This is a genomic window from Rehaibacterium terrae (assembly GCF_014202935.1).
In the GTDB taxonomy this organism is placed as follows: Bacteria; Pseudomonadota; Gammaproteobacteria; order Xanthomonadales; family Xanthomonadaceae; genus Rehaibacterium; species Rehaibacterium terrae.
In genome coordinates, this window is the sequence record NZ_JACHHX010000001.1 from 142,907 (window position 1) to 160,232 (window position 17,326).

Consider the following 17,326-nt stretch of genomic DNA (forward strand, 5'->3'; position numbering starts at 1 on the left):
CATGCAACAACGCGTTTACACCGGCGGCACCCTGATCGTGCTGGCCGCGGTCTTTCTCGCCCTGGTCGTGCTCTCCGGCCTGCTGCTGCGCGGCGTCCGGCTCGACCTCACCCAGAACCGGCTCTACACCCTCTCCGAGGGCACCCAGCGCATCGTGCAGCGGCTGGAGGAGCCGGTGAACCTGTACTTCTTCTTCTCCGAGAGCGCCGCGCGCGACCTGCCGACGATCCGCACCTATGCGACGCGGGTGCGCGAGCTGCTGGAGGAGATCGCCGCCCGCTCCGGCGGCAAGGTGCGGCTGGAGGTCATCGACCCGCTGCCGTTCTCCGAGGCCGAGGACCGCGCCACCGGCTTCGGCCTGCAGGCGGTGCCGGTCGGCGCGGCGGGCGACACGCTGTTCTTCGGTCTGGCCGGCACCAACGCCACCGACGGCCAGATGGTCATTCCGTTCTTCCAGCCTGACAAGGAGGCCTTCCTCGAGTACGACATCGCCAAGCTGATCCATGCGCTGTCGAGCGACCGTCGGCCGGCGGTCGGGCTGCTCTCCTCGCTCAACATGGGCCCGGGCTTCGACCCGGCGACCGGACGGGTCAGCGAGGGCTGGGTGATCGACGGCGAGCTGCGGCAGATGTTCGACCTGCGCCGGCTGGGGAGAGACGTCGACCGCATCGCCGATGACATCGACGCGCTGGTCCTGGTGCATCCGAAGAACCTCCCGGAGGACACGCTTTACGCCATCGACCAGTTCGTCCTGCGCGGCGGCCGGTTGCTGGTCTTCGTCGACCCGCATTCCGAGCTGGATCCTGGCGAGAGCGGGCCGGAGGCCGACCCGATGTTCGCCACGCGCAGTTCCGACCTGCCACGGCTGTTCCAGGCCTGGGGCGTGCAGTACGACCCGGACAAGGCGGTGCTGGATGCGCGCAACGCGCTGCAGGTGCAGCCCAGCGCCGACCGCCCGCCCGTGCGGCACCTGGGCTTCCTTGGCCTCGGGCGGCCCAACCTGAATCAGCAGGACGTGGTCTCGGGCGACCTGGACAGCATCAACCTCGCCATCGCCGGTCATTTCAATCTCGCCGACGACGCGCAGGTGCGGCTGGAGCCGCTGATCCAGAGCTCGCCGGCCTCGATGGCGGTCGATGTCGCACGCCTGCGCTTCCTGCCCGACCCGGGGGCGCTGTTCGACGGCTTCGAGCCCAGCGGCGTGAGCTACGTGCTGGCGGCGCGGCTGTCGGGCACGCTCAGGACTGCCTTCCCGGAGCGCAGCGGCGAGGGCCACCTCGCCGAAAGCCGCGAGCCGGCCAATATCATCCTGGTCGGCGATGCCGACATGCTCGCCGACCGGCTGTGGGTGCAGGTGCAGAACTTCTTCGGCCAGCGCATCTTCAATCCATTCGCCAACAACGGCGACTTCGTCATCAATGCGGTCGACAACCTGGTCGGCAGCAGCGACCTGATCGCGGTGCGTACCCGCCCGACCTCTTCACGCCCGTTCACGGTTGTCGAGGAGCTGCGCCGGCGCGCCGACGATCGTTTCCGCGCCAAGGAGCGCGAGCTGCAGGCCGAGCTTGCCGAAACCGAGCGCCGCCTGGTCGAGCTGCAGGGCGATCGCGCCGATGGCGCGCAACTGCTCAGCCCCGAGCAGCAGGCCGAGATCCAGCGCTTCCGCCAGGAACAGCTGCGCATCCGCCAGGAGCTGCGCCAGGTGCGGCGCCAGCTCGATGCCGACATCCAGTCGCTGGGTGCGCGGCTGAAGTTCCTCAACATCGTCGGCATGCCGCTGCTGGTGACGCTGTTCGCGCTCGGCTTCGCCTGGTGGAAGGCGCGCCGCCGCCGCGAGGCGCTGGCGCGCTGAGCGGTTCCGCGAAAGGAGACGAAGGAGATGACTGCCAAGCGACTTCTCGTGCTGGTCGTACTCGCCATCGCCCTGCTCGGTGGCGTCCTGTGGTACAGCGGACGGCAGGCGCCGGTGCGGCACGATGCCGCGGCCGGCCCCCTGCTGCCCGCCCTGGAGGCGCGGCTGAACGCGCTGGAAGAGGTGCGCGTGATCGGCGCCGGCGATGCCGTGCTCGTCACGCTGCGTCGCGACGGCGAGGTCTGGCGCGTGGCCGAGCGCGAGGGCTGGCCGGCGGACACCGGCAAACTGCGCGGCCTGCTGTTGCGCTTCACCCAGGCGCGCAGGCTCGAGCCCAAGACCGCGCTGCCCGAGCGATATGCACAGCTCGGCGTCGAGGACGTTTCGGAGCCCGCGGCAGGCGGTGTGCGACTGGAGCTGCATGGCGGCGGCGAACCGCTGGCGGTGATCGTCGGCCGGAACAACCCGCAGGGCCGCGGCAGCTTCGTGCGCCTGCCGGAGCAGGCGCAGAGCTGGCTGGCCGACGCCGATCTGGCCGTGGAGAAGGACCCGGCCCGCTGGCTGGCGCGCGATCTGCTCGACATCGCCGCGCGCCGGATCGTGGCGGTCGAGGTGCGCCCGGAGCGCGGTCCGGCCTTCCGCATCGAGCGCCGCGACGGTGATGCGGCCGGCTTCACCCTCGCGCAGATCCCGCGCGGCCAGCGGCTGGTCAGCGATTACGCGCCGGAAGCCACCGCCGGCCTGTTCGACAACCTGCAGCTCGACGACGTGCGTCGTTTCGACGGCGACTGGGGCGAGCCGACCCTGGCTGCCGAGTTCCTGCGCGAGGACGGCCTGCGCATCGGCCTGCGCGCCTGGGACCGCGATGGTCGCCTGTGGGTGGTGCTGGAGCCGGTGCTGGACGAGGCGCAGGCGCGCGAGTTCCTGGCCGCCGAAGTCGAAAAGGACCGTCGGGCCGTCGAGGCCGCCGAGAAGCCGGTCGCTGGCGACGAAGGTGAGACAGCCGCCGCGTCCGCACTGGACGAGACGGCAAAGGACGCGCTGCTCAAGGACGCCGACACCCGCCTCGCCGAGCTGTCCGCCGACGTCCAGGCGCTGCGCGGCAAGGTCGACGGCTGGGCCTTCGCACTGCCGAACTTCAAGGCCGCCAACCTGCGCCGCGATCGCGAGGCGTATCTCGCGCCGGCGCAGTGACGAGCGGCGCCGGGGCAGGGGTGGCATGAGCCGCGACCGGTTGCATCGTGGCGCATGCCGCGCCGGCCTGACGACCGCTCCGCGCGCCTGCGCGCTCTGTGCGGTGTAGCCTTCCCGCTTTCACGACCGTCGAGCCGCCCATGCCGCTACCGCAACGCCTGCTCACCGCCACCGGCGCCATCGCCTGCGGCCTCGCCGTGGCGCTGGGCGCCTACGCATCCCACGGTGTCGATGGCGAGGCGCAGGCGCGGCTCGGGCTGGCGGCACTGTTCGCCTTCGGCCACGGCCTGGCGCTGGTCGCGCTGGCGCCGCGCGCGGCCGGGTGGCTGGCGCTTTCGGCACTGGCGGCGCTGTTGGCCGGCATGTTGCTGTTCGCCGGCAGCCTGGCGCTGGCAGTGTTCGCCGGCACCGGCACCGCCGCCGCGCCGTTCGGCGGCGTGCTGATGATGCTCGGCTGGTGGCTGCTGGCGGTCGCCGCATTGGTGCGGCGCGATTGAGCCGGAGGCAAGGCATGGCCCGCTACCCGCGCGGTTTCGACGTCGAGGCCGCCGGCGCGCACCTGGCGCGCGTCGACCGCAGGCTCGGCGCCTGGATGCGCAGGATCGGCCCGATCGGAGCCGACCCGCGCTGGAAGAAACCCTTCGACCCGGTCGATGCGCTGGCCCGCGCGATCCTCTACCAGCAGCTCTCCGGCAAGGCCGCCGCCACCATCGTCGGCCGCGTCGAGGCCGCCATCGGAGCGCGCAAGCTGCATGCCGACACGCTCGGCCGCATCGACGACGCCACCTTGCGCGCCTGTGGCGTGTCCGGCAACAAGACACTCGCGCTGCGCGACCTGTGCCGCCGTGCCGAGGCCGGCGAGATCCCGAGCACCCGGCAGATGGCCGGCATGCACCAGGACGAGATCGTCGCCGCGCTCACCCGAGTCCGCGGCATCGGCCGCTGGACGGTGGAGATGATGTTGATCTTCCGTCTCGGCCGTCCCGACGTGCTGCCGGTCGACGACCTGGGCATCCGCAAGGGCGCGCAGATCGTGGACCGTGCCGAAGCGATGCCCGCACCCAAGGCCCTGCTCGCCCGTGGCGAGTGCTGGGGGCCATACCGCACCTGGGCCAGCCTGTACCTGTGGCGCATCGCCGACGCCGCCAGCGCCGTCGCCAAACCGGCGCCGCGGTCGCAGCAGTAGGGGGTCGGAAGAGCGAAATCACGCACGGCCGTGCGTGATTTCGCTTTTCGCCTTTCAGGCGCCTGCGCGGCGCCAGCACCAGTGCCACGGCTCGTAGACGATGCCGTGGGGATTGTCGCGCGGGTAGCTCATGACGAAGCCGAAGGCGCCGGCATGCGCGCCGAGCCAGGCGAAGGCGGTGGTGGTCTCGAAGCTTTCCTCGGCCGGCGGCTCGCCCGGCGTGCCGATGTCCAGCGCGCGGCCGCTGTGGTGTTCGCTGTAGCCGGGCGCGGCGTTGACGGCGAGGATCTGTTCCACCGTCTGCCCGCGCGCCAGCTTGCGGCGGAAGATGCCGAGCTGGTAGGCATGGCTGCGGTAGCCCGAGATCGCCTCCAGCACCACGCCGTCGCGGCGCGCGGCCTCGCGCATCCGCGCCCAGGCGCGCGCGGCATCCGCATGCAGCCAGAGCGGGCGACGGTAGCGGTCAAAGCCGGCGAAAGCCAGTTGCACCGGCTCGGCCACCAGCGCCAGCGCGTGCCGCGCGCCGTAGTCGTCGGGCAGGCCGAGCGCGTGCAGCAGGCGGGGCAGGTGATGCAGCGACAGCTCCGTCCGCGCGCCGGTGCGTTCGCGTCGGGCGGGATGGAGGCGGGCGGCGAAGGCGTGCAGCGCATCGGCCAGGCGGCGCGCGGCCGGATCGAGCGGGACGGCGCGCAGCGTATCGCTGCGCTGCGATACGGCGGCGAGATAGCGGCCATCGTCCTTGCGCCGGATCAGCCAGTCGGCTCGGGCCAGCGCGCGCGCGGCGGCATTGGCGCGGGCACGCGCCAACGCCGCCGGCAGGGCTTCGAAATGTTCGCCGTTGATCAGGCGCCAGTCGCGCGGTCGCAGCATGCGCGCAGCTTGGCGATGCGCTCGTGTGCCGTCAACGCGCCCGGAGCGCGTCGAGCAGCGCCTGGGGGCGCTCCAGGCTCAGCAGCAGCGCGCGTCCGCCGCGCTCGGGCAGCACCAGCACGCGCGATGCGTCGGTGAGCACGCAGAACAGCTTGCCGAGGCCGCGGCTGCGGAAGTGGCCGAGCTTGAGGCCGGGCAGGCCCAGGCCGTTGCTGCGCAATGCCGGGCGCCACTGGTGATGTTCGCGCAGGTCGACGATGCGCGCCTGCTCCGGGCACAGCTCGGCGAGCGGGATGCGCTGCGTGTAGAGCGCGGCGCGGATCACCAGCCGGTCGCCCTCGATGGCGACCGAGCGTCGTCGCGCCAGGGCGAAGATGCCCAGTGCGGTGAACCCGGTCAGCGCCAGCGCCGCGTATGTGACCTGCGGCGAACCGGGGGCCGCCGCCGGCACCGAGACGGCGATCAGCAGCATCGGCAGTATCCCCAGCAGGCCGGCCAGGAACAGCCAAGGCAGCTTGCCGGTCGGGGCGAGGGCGAACTCACGTTTCATGATGAGGATCCGTTTTGCGCGTTCACGAGACTCACTGGGTGCGTTTGAAGTAGAGCCGGACCGGATGCATCGTGCCCGGCTGGGTGACCGACACCAGCTCCCAGCCCTGCGCGCCGAGCCGGTTGAGCTCGGCCTGCACGTCCTCCGGCCTGACGCCGAACAGACGCGGTCTCACTTCGACGACTTGGTAGGTCCAGCGTTCATTGGCCATGGGAGTTCCTCTCCTGGTGCATGGAGTGCCGCATCACTCGGCATCGTCCTCGGTCGGTTCCGCGCGGGGCGGCTTGAGCCGGCCTTCGCGGCGCAGCGCCTCGCGCAGCACGTACTCGATCTGGGCGTTGAGCGAGCGCAGCTCGTCGTCGGCCCAGCGCTGCATGGCCTCCAGGACCTTGGCGCTGATCCGCAACGGATAGGCTTTCTTCTCGCTCATGGGCTGCCGTGTACCTGTGCCTGCAGGAGCGGCTCCAGTCGCGGCCGCCCGCTTGTCGACGTTGCGCTCCGGACGCCGCCGTTCGCGGATCGGGCCGCTCCTGCGCAGGCGGTGGTCAATAGAGCGAACCGGTGTTCACGACCGGCTGGGTGGCGCGGTCCGAGCACAGCACCACCAGCAGGTTCGAGACCATGTGCGCGCGGCGCTCGTCGTCGAGCTCGACCATGCCCTTGGCCTTGAGCTGCTCCAGCGCCATCTCGACCATCGACACCGCGCCCTCGACGATGCGGGTGCGGGCGGCGATCACCGCGTTGGCCTGCTGCCGCTGCAGCATCGCCTGGGCGATTTCCGGCGCGTAGGCGAGGTGGCTGATGCGCGCCTCCAGGACGTCCACGCCGGCGGTGGTCAGGCGCTCGTCGAGCTGCTCCTTGAGGTGCTGGCTGATCTCGGCGGCGTGGCTGCGCAACGAGATCTGGCCGTCCTCGTGCTGGTCGTAGGGATGGCTCGACGCCATCGCACGGATCGCCGCCTCCGACTGCACGTGCACGAAGCTCTCGTAGTCGTCGACGTTGAACACCGCCTCGGCCGAGTCGACCACCTTCCACACGATCACCGCGGCGATCTCGATCGGGCTACCGTCCAGCTCATTGACCTTGAGCCGGCCGCTCTCGAAGTTGCGCACCCGCAGCGAGACCTTCTTGGCGCTGAAGAACGGGTTGTTCCAGCGCAGGCCCTGTTCCTTGACCGTGCCGACGTACTTGCCGAACAGGGTCAGCACCGCCGCCTGGTTGGGTTCGACCATGTAGAAGCCGGCCAGGCTCACCAGCAGCACGATGGCGGCGACCAGCGCGATCGTCAGCTGCATGCCGTCACCGCTGCGGACGCCGTCGATGAAGCCCCAGACGGCGAGGGCCAGCAGCGCCAGCACCAGGATCAGGACCGGAATGCCGGGCCAGGAGCGGATCTCGAGCTCTTTCATGGGGATTCTCCGTGAGGGTGAAGAAAAGATATCAAATTGATATCAATATGCAAGGGACGGTGCGGCCGAGCGGCAGGAGGGTGCGCGGGAGTGTGAAGACTTCGATGCGCCTGCCCGCGTCCCGAGCCCCGATCTTCAATCCCCCTGCTGCGGCGGCACCCGCAGCAAGGGGGTGGGCCGCTTCTCGCTGGCGACCCACAGGGTGCGGCCATCGGGGCCGAAGCCGATCGCCTCGGCCTGCGGCAGCCACGGATACGGCACTTCGACCGGCGGGCGGGCGACAGTGCGGTCCCAGCCCTCGTCGCCCTGGCGCAGGTAGACGTAGGCGGTGCGGTAGTTGAGCACCGCCAGCCGGCGGCCGTCGGCGCTGATGTCGGCAGCGGTGATCTGTGCACGGTAACGGCCGAACACCGGATTGCGCTGCAGGTCGTCGGGCGTGGGCTGGGCGATGCCGGTCAGCCGGCCGATGGGTTCGGCGACGTGTACCGGTCCGGCGGCGGCATCCAGCGGCAGGCGGAACAGTTCGGGTGGCGTGCGCTTCTTCGAGATCAGCAGGATTTCGCCGCGCTGTGCATCGACCGCCACCGCCTCGCAGTCGCGCGGTCCGTCCGGCCAGCGGAACTGGATGCTGCGCAGCGGACGCACGCGCTGGTCGCGCACCTCGGCCGGCTCCTCGACCAGGTGCAGCCACAGGGTCTGGCGGATGCCGCCGTTGTCGCCGGTGTCGGCGATCAGCAGGTAGCGGCGGCCGTCGCGCTCGAAGCCGGCCAGGTCCTCCCAGTCGATGTTGCGCACGCCCTCGATCTCGACCGTGGCCAGGTGCGTGCCGCTGTCCGACATCGCGTACAGCACCGCGTCGTCGCCGCTGTCGTTGTGGACCCACAGCACGCCCGGATGCAGGTGCGACACCACCAGCCCGCTGATCTCGTCCAGCCGCGCGTCGGTGACCAGCCCGGCCAGTTCGGCCTCGTCCCAGCGCTCGCCGGCGTGGGCGGGCAGACACAGGCACAGCAGAAGCAGTGGTACGGCGGGACGGAGCAAACGCATGGCGAAGGCGGGAAACCGGGGGAGCCGGCAGCATCGCAAATCATTCCAGCCGGGTGAATCGCGGGGCTGAACGGCAGGCCGCTGTGCCGCATGCTCGCCGGCTACAATTGCGCCTCCCCGCTGCCGGAGCCCGCCATGTCCCAGTCCGTCACCCTCGGCACGCCCCTGTCGAAGCACGGTTTCCGTGTCTTGCTGCTCGGCTCCGGCGAGCTCGGCAAGGAGGTGGCGATCGAACTGCAGCGGCTGGGAGTGGAAGTGGTCGCCGCCGACCGCTACGACGATGCGCCGGCGATGCAGGTGGCGCATCGCTGCCACACGCTCAACATGCTCGACCCGGCCCTGCTCAAGGCGCTGATCGCGCAGGAGAAGCCCGACCTGGTGGTGCCCGAGATCGAGGCCATCCACACCCAGACCCTGGTCGAACTGGAGCCGCACGGGCTGAAGGTCATCCCGACCGCGCGCGCCGCGCGGCTGACCATGGACCGCGAGGGCATCCGCCGGCTCGCTGCCGAAACGCTGGGCCTGCCGACTTCGCCCTACCGCTTCGTCGACACGCTGGAGGACTACCGCCTCGCCGTCGCCGAGATCGGGCTGCCGTGCGTGGTCAAGCCGGTGATGTCGAGCTCGGGCAAGGGCCAGAGCACGGTCCGCTCGCAGGCGGAGATCGACGAGGCCTGGGAGTACGCGCAGACCGGCGGCCGCGCCGGGCAGGGGCGGGTGATCGTCGAGGGCTTCATCGACTTCGACTACGAGATCACCCTGCTGACCGTGCGCCACCGCGACGGCACCAGCTTCTGCGACCCGATCGGCCATTTGCAGATCGATGGCGACTACCGCGAGAGCTGGCAGCCGCAGCCGATGAGCGCGAAGGCGCTGGAGAACGCGCAGCGCGTGGCCCGCGCCGTCACCGACAACCTCGGCGGCTGGGGCATCTTCGGCGTCGAGCTGTTCGTGAAGGGCGATGAAGTCTGGTTCAGCGAGGTCAGCCCGCGTCCGCACGACACCGGGCTGGTGACGCTGATCTCGCAGGAGCTGAGCGAGTTCGCCCTGCATGCGCGGGCCATTCTCGGCCTGCCGATCCCGAACCTGCGCCAGTTCGGCCCCTCGGCCTCGTGCGCGGTGCTGGCCGAAGGCCACGGCGTACCGGTGTTCCACCACGTCGATGCCGCGCTGGCGCAGCCGGACACCGCGCTGCGGTTGTTCGGCAAGCCGAAGGTGGAAGGCAGGCGCCGCGTCGCGGTGACGCTCGCGCGCGGCGAGAGCATCGACGAGGCTCGCGCCAAGGCCCGCGCGGCGGCGGAAGCGCTGCGGGTGGAGCTGCGCTGAAGGGTTCCGCAGCCGGATAGTCGGCGTCTGGCGCAGGAGCGGCGCCAGACGCGAGCGGCTACGCGCCGTGCGTGCCCGGTCGCGGCCGAAGCCGCTTCCTGCGCAAGAGTCGTTGCCGGGAGGGTTACCGCGCCTGCTCCAGCACGACGTCGACCCACACCATGTGGTGGTCGCTGGCCAGCGTCCAGTCGTGGCCGGGCTCGTCCGGGCGCGGCCAGAACACGCCGCTGTCCCGCACCTGCAGCCCGACCGAAGGCAGCACATAGTCGATGCGCAGGTTGCCCACGCGCGGGCCGAAGTTGCCGGTGTCGTGGGCGTGGTCGCCGCGGTGCGCCAGATTCGCCTCGCCGGTGGTTTCGGCGGCGATCACCGCGCCCTCGCTGCGCGGCGCCGGGTAGCGCTGCACGCGCGGGTGGTCCAGCAACTGCTGGATCGCGCCTGGGACGCTGTCGCCGTCGACCGGGTCGGCGTTGAGGTCACCGGCGATCACGAACAGCGCGTCGCGGTCGAGGCCGCCGCGGCGGCCGGCATCGTCGTACAGCCATTCCAGCGGCTGGTCGGAGACGTATTCGGCCCACAGCCTGATCTCGTCGTGGTTGCGGCGGCCGTTGCGGTCTTCGGGGCCGTCGAACACCGGCGGGGTCGGATGCGAGACCAGGAAATGCACGCGGCCGAGCGGCGTGTCGACCGGCACGTCCCAGTGCGATTTCGAGCTCAGCCGCAGCTGCTCCCACACCTGGGGCGGGTACCAGGGGGCGCCGGTCTCCGGCACCTGCGGCTCCAGCGCATCCGGCAGGTCCTTCCAGCGGAAGTGCTGGAAGCTGCGCACGGCGGCGGCGTCGATCGGGTGACGCGACAGCACCAGCATGCCGTACTGGCCGGGCTGGTGGCCGAAGCCCCAGGCGTCGGCCGGGCCATCGCTGCGGCCGTCCCGGTCCAGGTCCAGCCCGCTCGGCACGCCGGTGTTGACCGGGGCGAGGTAGCGGTAGGCGTAGCGGATCGGCTGCTCGCCGTGCTGGCCGACCTCCAGGTAGTCACGCTGGAACAGGCCGGCGGCGCGGTGGTCGGCGTCGTAGTCGAACTCGTTGAGCAGCAGCACGTCGGGGCGCTGGCGCTGGATGACGGCGGCGATCTTGCGGGCACCCTCGTCGCCGGCTTCCAGCCGGGCGATCAAGCCGCCGGGTTCGGTGCTGTACAGGGAGACGTTGTAGGTGGCGAAGCGGACGGTGGGCACGGGCGGCTCGGACACGGCAGCCTCGTCGGTGGCGGTGTCGGGGCTGCGGCCGCAGGCGGCGAGCAGGGCGAGGCTCAGGACGAGAACGAGAGTGCGCATGGGCGCAGATTCTCGCATGCGCGGGCGACGGTGGCGTGTCGCGGCGCCTCAGCGGTGTTCCACCCACAGCCCGCCCTGCAGGCGCTCGTGCGGGCGGAAGCGGATCTTGTAGTCCATCTTCGGATGGCCGGCGATCCAGTAGCCCAGGTACAGGTAGCGCCGCCCTTCCTCACGCGCCCAGCGCAGCTGCTGCAGGATGGCGAAGGTGCCCAGGCCGCGCGTGGCCTCGTCCGGCTCGAAGAAGGTGTAGACCGCCGACAGCGCATCGGGCAGCACGTCGGTCACCGCCACGCCGAGCAGGCGGCCGTCGCGGCGCAGTTCGAGGAAGCGGGTCGGACTCCAGGAGCAGGCCAGGAACAGGTCGAAGTCCTCCGGCATGGCGTTGTCCATGCCGCCGCCAGGGTGGCGGCATTCGAGGTAGCGCCTGTACAGCGCGAAATGCTCGTCGCTGCGCCGGGCCGGTGCGATGTGCAGCGTGAGGTCGGCGTTGCGGCGCAGGCAGCGGCGCTGGCTGCGGTCGGGAACGAAAGCGGCGGCCGGGATGCGCAGCGCCACACAGGCACGGCAGCCCGGACAGTGCGGCCGGTAGACGTGCGCTCCCGAGCGGCGGAAGCCCATGGCCAGGGCGCCGGCGTACAACTCGGGCAGTTGCGCGTCGTGCGGGTCCAGCACCAGGTCGCGCGCGGTGCGCCCGGGCCAGTAGCCGCAGCCGTGCTCGGCGGTCTGGTAGAGGCGGATGGAGGCGTTTGCGGTCACATGGACATGCTACCGCCGCTGCCCTCGCGCGCGGACGGGGGGGCGGAAGGCTTCCTGGCATTGCCGACGGCAGGTGTCTTGCGACGCCGCCCCGGCGCCGCGATGCTTCTTCCGATTTCCGGCCTCACTCGCCGCCGTCGAGGCTGGCCAGGTAGGCCACCAGCGCCGCCAGATCCTCCGCCGGCATCTTGGCATATGGCCGCTTGGCCGCCAGCACGCGCGGTGCCAGTTCGTCGGCGACCGCTTCGCTGCCGACGACCCAGTCGCCGAGCAGTTCGCGCGGGATGCGCGCGCCGACGCCATCCAGCGGGCTGCGCGGGCTGCCCTGGCCGGCGATGGAGTGGCAGCGGGCGCAGCCTTGCGCGTCGTAGACGGCGCGGCCACGAGCCAGAAGCTCGGTGTCGTCGCCGGCGGACTTGGCGGCGTGGCCGGTGACGGGCAGTGCATCCGCGCCCGGGTTCTGGATCGTGGCGAAAGCGACCGACAGCGCCAGCACCATCAGTCCGGTCGTGATCGCCAGTGTTCGTGCCCAACGTTCGCGCATGGTCGTTCTCCTGTCCGGGTTCAGGCGAGGTCGAAAATTTCGGAGTGCAGGTGGCGCAGCGGCAGGCCCAGTTCGCGCAGGCCGCGCTCGGCCAGCCGGATCATCGGATCCGGGCCGCAGATGAACGCATGCAGGGCGGACGGATCCGCCGGCAGGTGGCGCGCCAGCACTTCGCGGGTGATGTAACCGCGCTCGCCGGTCCAGCCCTCGGGCGGCTCGCCGAGCACATGCACCAGCGTGAGATCGAGCTTGCCCGCGAGCTGCTCCAGCTCCTCGCGGAACACGATGCGGTCCCAGGCGCGGTTGCCGTAGAACAACCACAGCGGGCGGCGGTCTCCGCGGTCGGCAAGCGCGCGCAGCATGCTCATGATCGGCGCGATGCCGACGCCGCCGGCGACGAAGACCAAGCCCGGCGCCTGCGGCTGGCGATCGATGCCGAAGCTGCCGTAGGGGCCGTCGACATATGCCGTTTCGCCGGGCTGGATCTGGCCGATCCGCGCGGTGAAATCGCCCAGCTCCTTGATGGTGAATTCCACCCGCCCGGGACGGGTGGGTGAAGAGGAGAATGAGAATGGATGCTCACGCATCGCGAACGGCGAGGCACGCAGGGTCACCCAGGCGAACTGGCCGGGGTGGTAGGCCGGCACGTGGCCATCGGTGGGTTCCAGCGCCAGCGTCCAGCTACGCCCGCGTTCCCTGCGCACCTCGGCCACGCGCCAGGGATGACGACGCAGCAGGGCGGGGCGCACAAGGCGCACATGCACCACCAGCGCCAGCCAGGACACCGCCAGCAGCGTCCACAGCGCGCGCTTGAGCGGCGACTCCAGGTAGCTGCCCGCGCCCTCGACATGCAGCACGGCCACCACGATGCCGACCACGGCCAGCACGACATGGATGCGCCGCCAGTTGTCGTACTCGATGCGCAGACGCTTGCGCCACAGCGAGGTGAGCATGATCGCGGCGAAGGCGATCAGCCCCAGCCAGCCCAGCGTCATGTAGGCCGGTGCGTGGCGCGGGTCGATCCGGCCGACCACCTCGGGGTACTTCAGGTACAGCAGCGCCGCGTGCCCCACCAGAAACATGAAGGCGATCGAAGCCAGGTAACGGTGGAAGTAATAGATGATGTCGATGCCGAACGGCGCCGTCGCCCGCTTGAAGCGCGCGGTGAGCGCGAACTGCACGCCCATCATCGCCAGCCCGGCGTAGCCGGTCACCAGCGCGAAATCCCACCAGAAGCCGCCGCCGCGGGGCCGCTCGCCGAGCAGCAGCACGCCCAGCGGGATCACGATCAGGGCCAGGTAGACCCCGATCCAGAACATTGCCGAGGGTTGCGGTTTGATGACGCCTCCTTCGCCGCGCGGGCAGGCTGGAGACGTGATTCTCGCAGGTGCCGGTCACGGCGGGCTTGATCGAGCTCAACTGCCGCCGGGATGCCGGCGCCAGCCGGCCGATCCGGCATCCCACCGACAAGCGTCCGGAATGGGCGGCTGCCATGGCATCGATGTGGCGAGCGTCGCCGTCGTGTCGCCGGACGCGTGCGCTACCCGCCACGCCGGTCCTTGCCCGGGCAGAGTGTCCGGGCAAGGCGGGGTAGTTACCTGGACCTTGCCCGCACCCGGTCGCCGTCCTCCAGTTCACGGTCGGGATGCACGATCACCCGCTGGCCTTCCTGCAGCCCATCCACGATCTCGACCAGGCCGCCGCCGGACAGGCCGGTGCGCACCGGCACGAGTCGCGCGCGGCGGCCGTCGATGCGGAACACCGCGTGGCCCTCGCCATGACGGAACACCGCACTGCCGGGCACGCGCAGCACGTCGTCGGCCTCGCGCAGCACGAAGCGGGCGTTGACGCGATACGCCTCGCCCAGCCGCTGCCAGTCCTCGCGCGGACTGACCAGTTCCACCATCACCCACACGCGCTGCTCCTCCACGCCCAGCGCGGAGAACTTGGTGAAGCCGCCGGGTTCGATACGGCGCACGCGTCCTTCCAGCGCATGCGCCTCGCCCCAGCGCAGCAGTTCCACCCGCATCCCCTCGCGCAGACGCACGGCATCGGCGGAGAGCACGTCGACCTCGACCTCCATCCCGGCCGGATCGCCGATCTCGATCAGCGCCTCGCCGGCCTGTACCGGGCGCGCGCTCTCGTAGTGCCGGCGCAGCACCACGCCGGCGACCGGCGCGGTGAGTTCCAGGGCGGCCTCGGCCGGACGGTCGCGGCTGCCGTGGGTGAGCACGACCTGCGCGGCCTGCAGTTCATGCGCGGCGGTGGCCTCGCGGAAACGCGCGCTGGCGGCCTCGCGTTCGGCGCGCTGGCGCGCGGTATGCGCGCGCTCGGCGGCTTCCACCGCGACGAGCCGGCGTTGCAGCAGCGCCTGCTGGCGCTCGTCCTCGGCGATGGCCTGCGCCGCGGCGGCCGCGGCGGCGCGGGTTTCCTCGCGCGCGGCGTCGAGCCGGGCGCGGGCGGCGGCCACGCGCGCCTGCGCCTCGGCGCGGGCACGGGCGTCGAGCGTGGGCGCGACGACCGGGTCGAGTGTCACCAGCACTTGGCCGGCCGCGACCGTATCGCCCGGCTCCAGCGCCAGCCGCCGCGCCATCGCCGCGACCGGCGCCGACACCACGTAGCGGTCGCGCAGCCGCGTGCGGCCCTCGGCGTCGAAGGTCTCGCGCACCAGGCCGCGGTCCACCGTGCCGGTATCGACCAGCCGCGCCGTCGGCCACACCGCCACCAGCAGCAGGGCGGCGACGATGGCGGCGACGACGAAGTAACGGATGCGGCGGGCGTGCTTCATCGTTGTCACTCCTTTGTCTTGAGTACCGCGACCAGGTCGAGCCGGTCGAGGCGGCGGCGCACCAGCCACGCCGACAGTACGGTGGCGGCCAGCACCACCAGCCCGGCGAACGCATAACCGCCGGGTGCGATGACCAGCGGGATGCGGTACAGGTCGGAACGGAAGCCCCACACCAGCAGCGCGGCCATGCCGTAGCCGAGCGCGAAGCCGGGCAGCAGGGCGAAGAAACTCAGTGCGCCGAGTTCGCCCAGCAGCAGCGCGCGCACCTCGGCGCGGGTGTAGCCGAGCACGCGCAGGCTGGCCAGCTCGCGGCCGCGCTCGGCGAGGGTGATGCGGGCGGCGTTGTACACCACGCCGACGGCGATACTGCCGGCCATCAGTGTGGCGATCAGGGTGAAGGCGAGGATGTTCTCGGCCAGTGTGTCGCGGAAGCTCTGCACCATCGCGGCGCGGTCGGTGATGGCAGCCACCCGCGGCCGCTCGCGCAACGCGCTCACCACGTCCAGCCGCGCCGGCGGGTCGATCGCCAGCCACGCGCCCGACAGTGCATCGCCTTCGCCGAGCAGCCGGTTGACGGTGTCGCGGCGGGCGTAGGCGCCGACGCCGAGGTATTCGCGTACGGTGCCGGCCAGCGGCACGCGCAGCGTGCGGCGATGGCCTTCGAGGAACTCGACGTCCAGTGTGTCGCCCGGCCGTGCACCGAGCAGGTCGGCAAGGTAGTCGGTCAGCAGCAGGCCCTCGGCCGGCAGGCGGGCCGGTTGCAGGGTGTCGTCGAGCACGCGCTTGAGGTCGGTGTCGTCGTCCAGCCCCTGCAGCGCCGTGTGGTAGTGGCGATGGCCGTGGCGCAGGTTGACCGCCGCCGCGCGGAAAGGCTCCACCGCGCGCACGCCGGGCAGGGCGGCCAGTTCTTCCGCCGCGCGCCACGAGGCCGGTTCGGCGAAGGTCACGGCGAGATCGTCGCGTTGGGCGAAGCCGAACTGCACCTCGATCATTTCCTCGATCGCGGCAGACTGGAAGCGCGACATCACCAGGATGCCGCAGGCCAGGCCGATGCCGATCACCGACAGCGTGGTGCGCAACGGCCGGCGTTCGAGATTGCGCAGGATCATCCGCGCCGGCGGGTCGAGCAGGACGCCCAGGCCGAGGCGCTCGGTGAGCGTGCGGCGGAACACCGGTGGCGCCTCCGGCCGCATCGCCTCGGCCGGTGGCAGCGCGAAGGCGCGGCGCAACGCGCCGAGCGTGCCGAACGCGGCGGCCGCGATGGCGAAGCCGAACGCCAGCGCCAGCACCGATGGCGACAGCGACCACGCCAGGAACGGAAAGCGGAAGAAGGTCATGTACAGGTCGGCCATGCCGCGCCCGAGCCACGCGCCCAGCGCCACGCCGGGCAGCACGCCGACCAGCACCATCAGCAGCACCAGTTGCCCGTAGTGCAGGCCCACCTCCCAGCGGCTGTATCCGAAGGCCTTGAGCACGGCGATCTGTTCGCGCTGGGTGGCGACCAGCCGGCCCACCACCACGTTGAGCAGGAAGGCCGACACGCCGAGGAAGATCACGGTGAAAAAGCGCGTCATCATCTGCAACTGGTTCAGCTCCTCGCTGAGGAAGCGATGCGACATCTGCAGGTCGCGGCCGTGCGCGCCGACGCCGCCGTACGGCGCGAGCAGGGCGTCGAGCGCGTCGATCACGTCGGCCTCGCGGGCGTCGCGGGCAAGTGTGATCGCCAGGTCGTTGAATGCGCCGTCCATGTCGAAGGCCATCGCCAGCGGCTCGCGCGGCATCCACAGCACGCCGTAGCGCTCGAAGTCTGGAAACACGTCGCCGGGGCGGATCGGGTACACGAACTCCGGCGACGCCCCCACGCCGCTCACCCGCAGCGCCTGGCGGCGGCCGTTGAGGATGGCGACCAGCCCGTCGCCGGGCCGCAGGCCATGCGCCTGCGCGAAGGCCTCGCCCAGCACGACCTCGTCGTCCGCCAGCGGCAACCGGCCCTCACGCAGGTACAGCCGGTTCAGGCCAGGATCCTCGGGCGTGGACAGCGACACGATCTGCCCGGTGACCGGCTCGTCGAAGCCTTCGACTTCGAGGCTGGCGAAGCCGACCACGCGCGGCTCGACCTCGCGCACACCGGGGATCGCCCGCACCGCCCCGGCCAGCGGCAGCGGCGCGCGCTTGACCCGCGCGAACACCTCGGCGAAGCGGTACTCGCCGTAGTACAGCGCCCGCGTATCGGCCAGCGCGTCGTAGTTGGTCAGCGCCATCACCATGGTGCCGATGCCGCCGACCATCACCAGCGCGATCGCCAGCACCTGACCGCGCAACTGGCGCAGCTCGCGCAGCAGCTTGCGGTGCAGGGGGGTCACGGCCGCAATCTCCCCGCGCCTCGAATGCCACCGGCAGCGCGGATATCAGCTTCCACCTTCACAGACGAACAGCACGCACGGAGCAAGCGGGAGAAGGGCGGAGGACAC

17 protein-coding genes are annotated in these 17,326 nt (G+C 71.2%); 5 read left to right on the forward strand and 12 right to left on the reverse strand.

Annotated elements, in window-relative coordinates; translation table 11 throughout:
* The first annotated feature begins 1 nt into the window (after position 1).
* The 4 genes from HNQ58_RS00580 (at position 2) to HNQ58_RS00595 (ending at position 4,232) form a co-directional block, all read left to right on the forward strand.
* Positions 2 to 1,852: a Gldg family protein gene (locus tag HNQ58_RS00580; protein ID WP_183946837.1), complete on the forward strand. Its 1,851-nt coding sequence runs from the start codon at positions 2 to 4 to the stop codon at positions 1,850 to 1,852.
* A 27-nt stretch (positions 1,853 to 1,879) separates the two neighbouring features.
* Positions 1,880 to 3,046, forward strand: a complete 1,167-nt coding sequence (locus HNQ58_RS00585; protein ID WP_183946838.1) for a DUF4340 domain-containing protein — start codon at positions 1,880 to 1,882, stop codon at positions 3,044 to 3,046.
* A 140-nt stretch (positions 3,047 to 3,186) separates the two neighbouring features.
* Positions 3,187 to 3,543 (forward strand): DUF423 domain-containing protein, encoded by a 357-nt coding sequence (locus HNQ58_RS00590; protein WP_183946839.1) that lies wholly within the window; start codon positions 3,187 to 3,189, stop codon positions 3,541 to 3,543.
* Positions 3,544 to 3,557: 14 nt separating this feature from the next.
* The gene (locus HNQ58_RS00595; protein WP_183946840.1) at positions 3,558 to 4,232 is read left to right on the forward strand and encodes a DNA-3-methyladenine glycosylase family protein; all 675 of its coding nucleotides are present in this window, start codon (positions 3,558 to 3,560) and stop codon (positions 4,230 to 4,232) included.
* A 54-nt stretch (positions 4,233 to 4,286) separates the two neighbouring features.
* Here the strand turns inward: HNQ58_RS00595 and HNQ58_RS00600 are convergent, their stop codons facing one another.
* The 6 genes from HNQ58_RS00600 to HNQ58_RS00625 all read right to left on the reverse strand — a co-directional run bounded on the left by HNQ58_RS00600 (position 4,287) and on the right by HNQ58_RS00625 (position 8,108).
* Positions 4,287 to 5,102, reverse strand: a complete 816-nt coding sequence (locus tag HNQ58_RS00600; protein ID WP_183946841.1) for a M15 family metallopeptidase — start codon at positions 5,100 to 5,102, stop codon at positions 4,287 to 4,289.
* A gap of 31 nt (positions 5,103 to 5,133) precedes the next feature.
* Complete coding sequence (locus tag HNQ58_RS00605) at positions 5,134 to 5,652, reverse strand: PH domain-containing protein (RefSeq protein ID WP_183946842.1); 519 nt, start codon at positions 5,650 to 5,652, stop codon at positions 5,134 to 5,136.
* 31 nt (positions 5,653 to 5,683) lie between these two features.
* A complete protein-coding gene (locus tag HNQ58_RS00610) occupies positions 5,684 to 5,863 on the reverse strand; it encodes a DUF4177 domain-containing protein (protein WP_183946843.1) in 180 nt (59 codons plus the stop codon).
* A 33-nt stretch (positions 5,864 to 5,896) separates the two neighbouring features.
* Positions 5,897 to 6,082 carry a type II toxin-antitoxin system antitoxin gene (locus tag HNQ58_RS00615; RefSeq protein WP_183946844.1) on the reverse strand — a complete coding sequence of 62 codons (186 nt, stop codon included), beginning with the start codon at positions 6,080 to 6,082 and terminating at the stop codon, positions 5,897 to 5,899.
* Positions 6,083 to 6,197: 115 nt separating this feature from the next.
* Positions 6,198 to 7,061, reverse strand: coding sequence for an SPFH domain-containing protein (locus HNQ58_RS00620; RefSeq protein ID WP_183946845.1), 864 nt, complete (start codon positions 7,059 to 7,061; stop codon positions 6,198 to 6,200).
* Positions 7,062 to 7,196: 135 nt separating this feature from the next.
* Entirely contained in the window at positions 7,197 to 8,108 is a 912-nt protein-coding gene (locus tag HNQ58_RS00625) for an SdiA-regulated/phytase-like domain-containing protein (RefSeq protein WP_183946846.1), read from the reverse strand.
* Positions 8,109 to 8,243: 135 nt separating this feature from the next.
* On the opposite strand from HNQ58_RS00625, the gene purT reads away from it, so the two are divergent.
* Positions 8,244 to 9,434 (forward strand): formate-dependent phosphoribosylglycinamide formyltransferase, encoded by a 1,191-nt coding sequence (purT, locus tag HNQ58_RS00630; protein ID WP_183946847.1) that lies wholly within the window; start codon positions 8,244 to 8,246, stop codon positions 9,432 to 9,434.
* A 124-nt stretch (positions 9,435 to 9,558) separates the two neighbouring features.
* On the opposite strand, the gene HNQ58_RS00635 is transcribed toward purT, so the two are convergent.
* From HNQ58_RS00635 to HNQ58_RS00660, 6 genes are all read right to left on the reverse strand, one after another.
* Positions 9,559 to 10,767, reverse strand: a complete 1,209-nt coding sequence (locus tag HNQ58_RS00635) for an endonuclease/exonuclease/phosphatase family protein (RefSeq protein WP_183946848.1) — start codon at positions 10,765 to 10,767, stop codon at positions 9,559 to 9,561.
* Between the two features lie 48 nt (positions 10,768 to 10,815).
* On the reverse strand, positions 10,816 to 11,523 hold the full coding sequence (locus HNQ58_RS00640) for an arginyltransferase (RefSeq protein WP_183946849.1): 708 nt from the start codon (positions 11,521 to 11,523) through the stop codon (positions 10,816 to 10,818).
* Positions 11,524 to 11,647: 124 nt separating this feature from the next.
* Positions 11,648 to 12,067, reverse strand: coding sequence for a c-type cytochrome (locus tag HNQ58_RS00645; RefSeq protein ID WP_183946850.1), 420 nt, complete (start codon positions 12,065 to 12,067; stop codon positions 11,648 to 11,650).
* A 20-nt stretch (positions 12,068 to 12,087) separates the two neighbouring features.
* On the reverse strand, positions 12,088 to 13,386 hold the full coding sequence (locus HNQ58_RS00650; RefSeq protein WP_183946851.1) for a ferredoxin reductase family protein: 1,299 nt from the start codon (positions 13,384 to 13,386) through the stop codon (positions 12,088 to 12,090).
* A 275-nt stretch (positions 13,387 to 13,661) separates the two neighbouring features.
* Positions 13,662 to 14,855, reverse strand: a complete 1,194-nt coding sequence (locus tag HNQ58_RS00655) for an efflux RND transporter periplasmic adaptor subunit (protein ID WP_183946852.1) — start codon at positions 14,853 to 14,855, stop codon at positions 13,662 to 13,664.
* Between the two features lie 5 nt (positions 14,856 to 14,860).
* Positions 14,861 to 17,218: an FtsX-like permease family protein gene (locus tag HNQ58_RS00660; RefSeq protein WP_183946853.1), complete on the reverse strand. Its 2,358-nt coding sequence runs from the start codon at positions 17,216 to 17,218 to the stop codon at positions 14,861 to 14,863.
* Positions 17,219 to 17,326 lie beyond the last annotated feature (108 nt).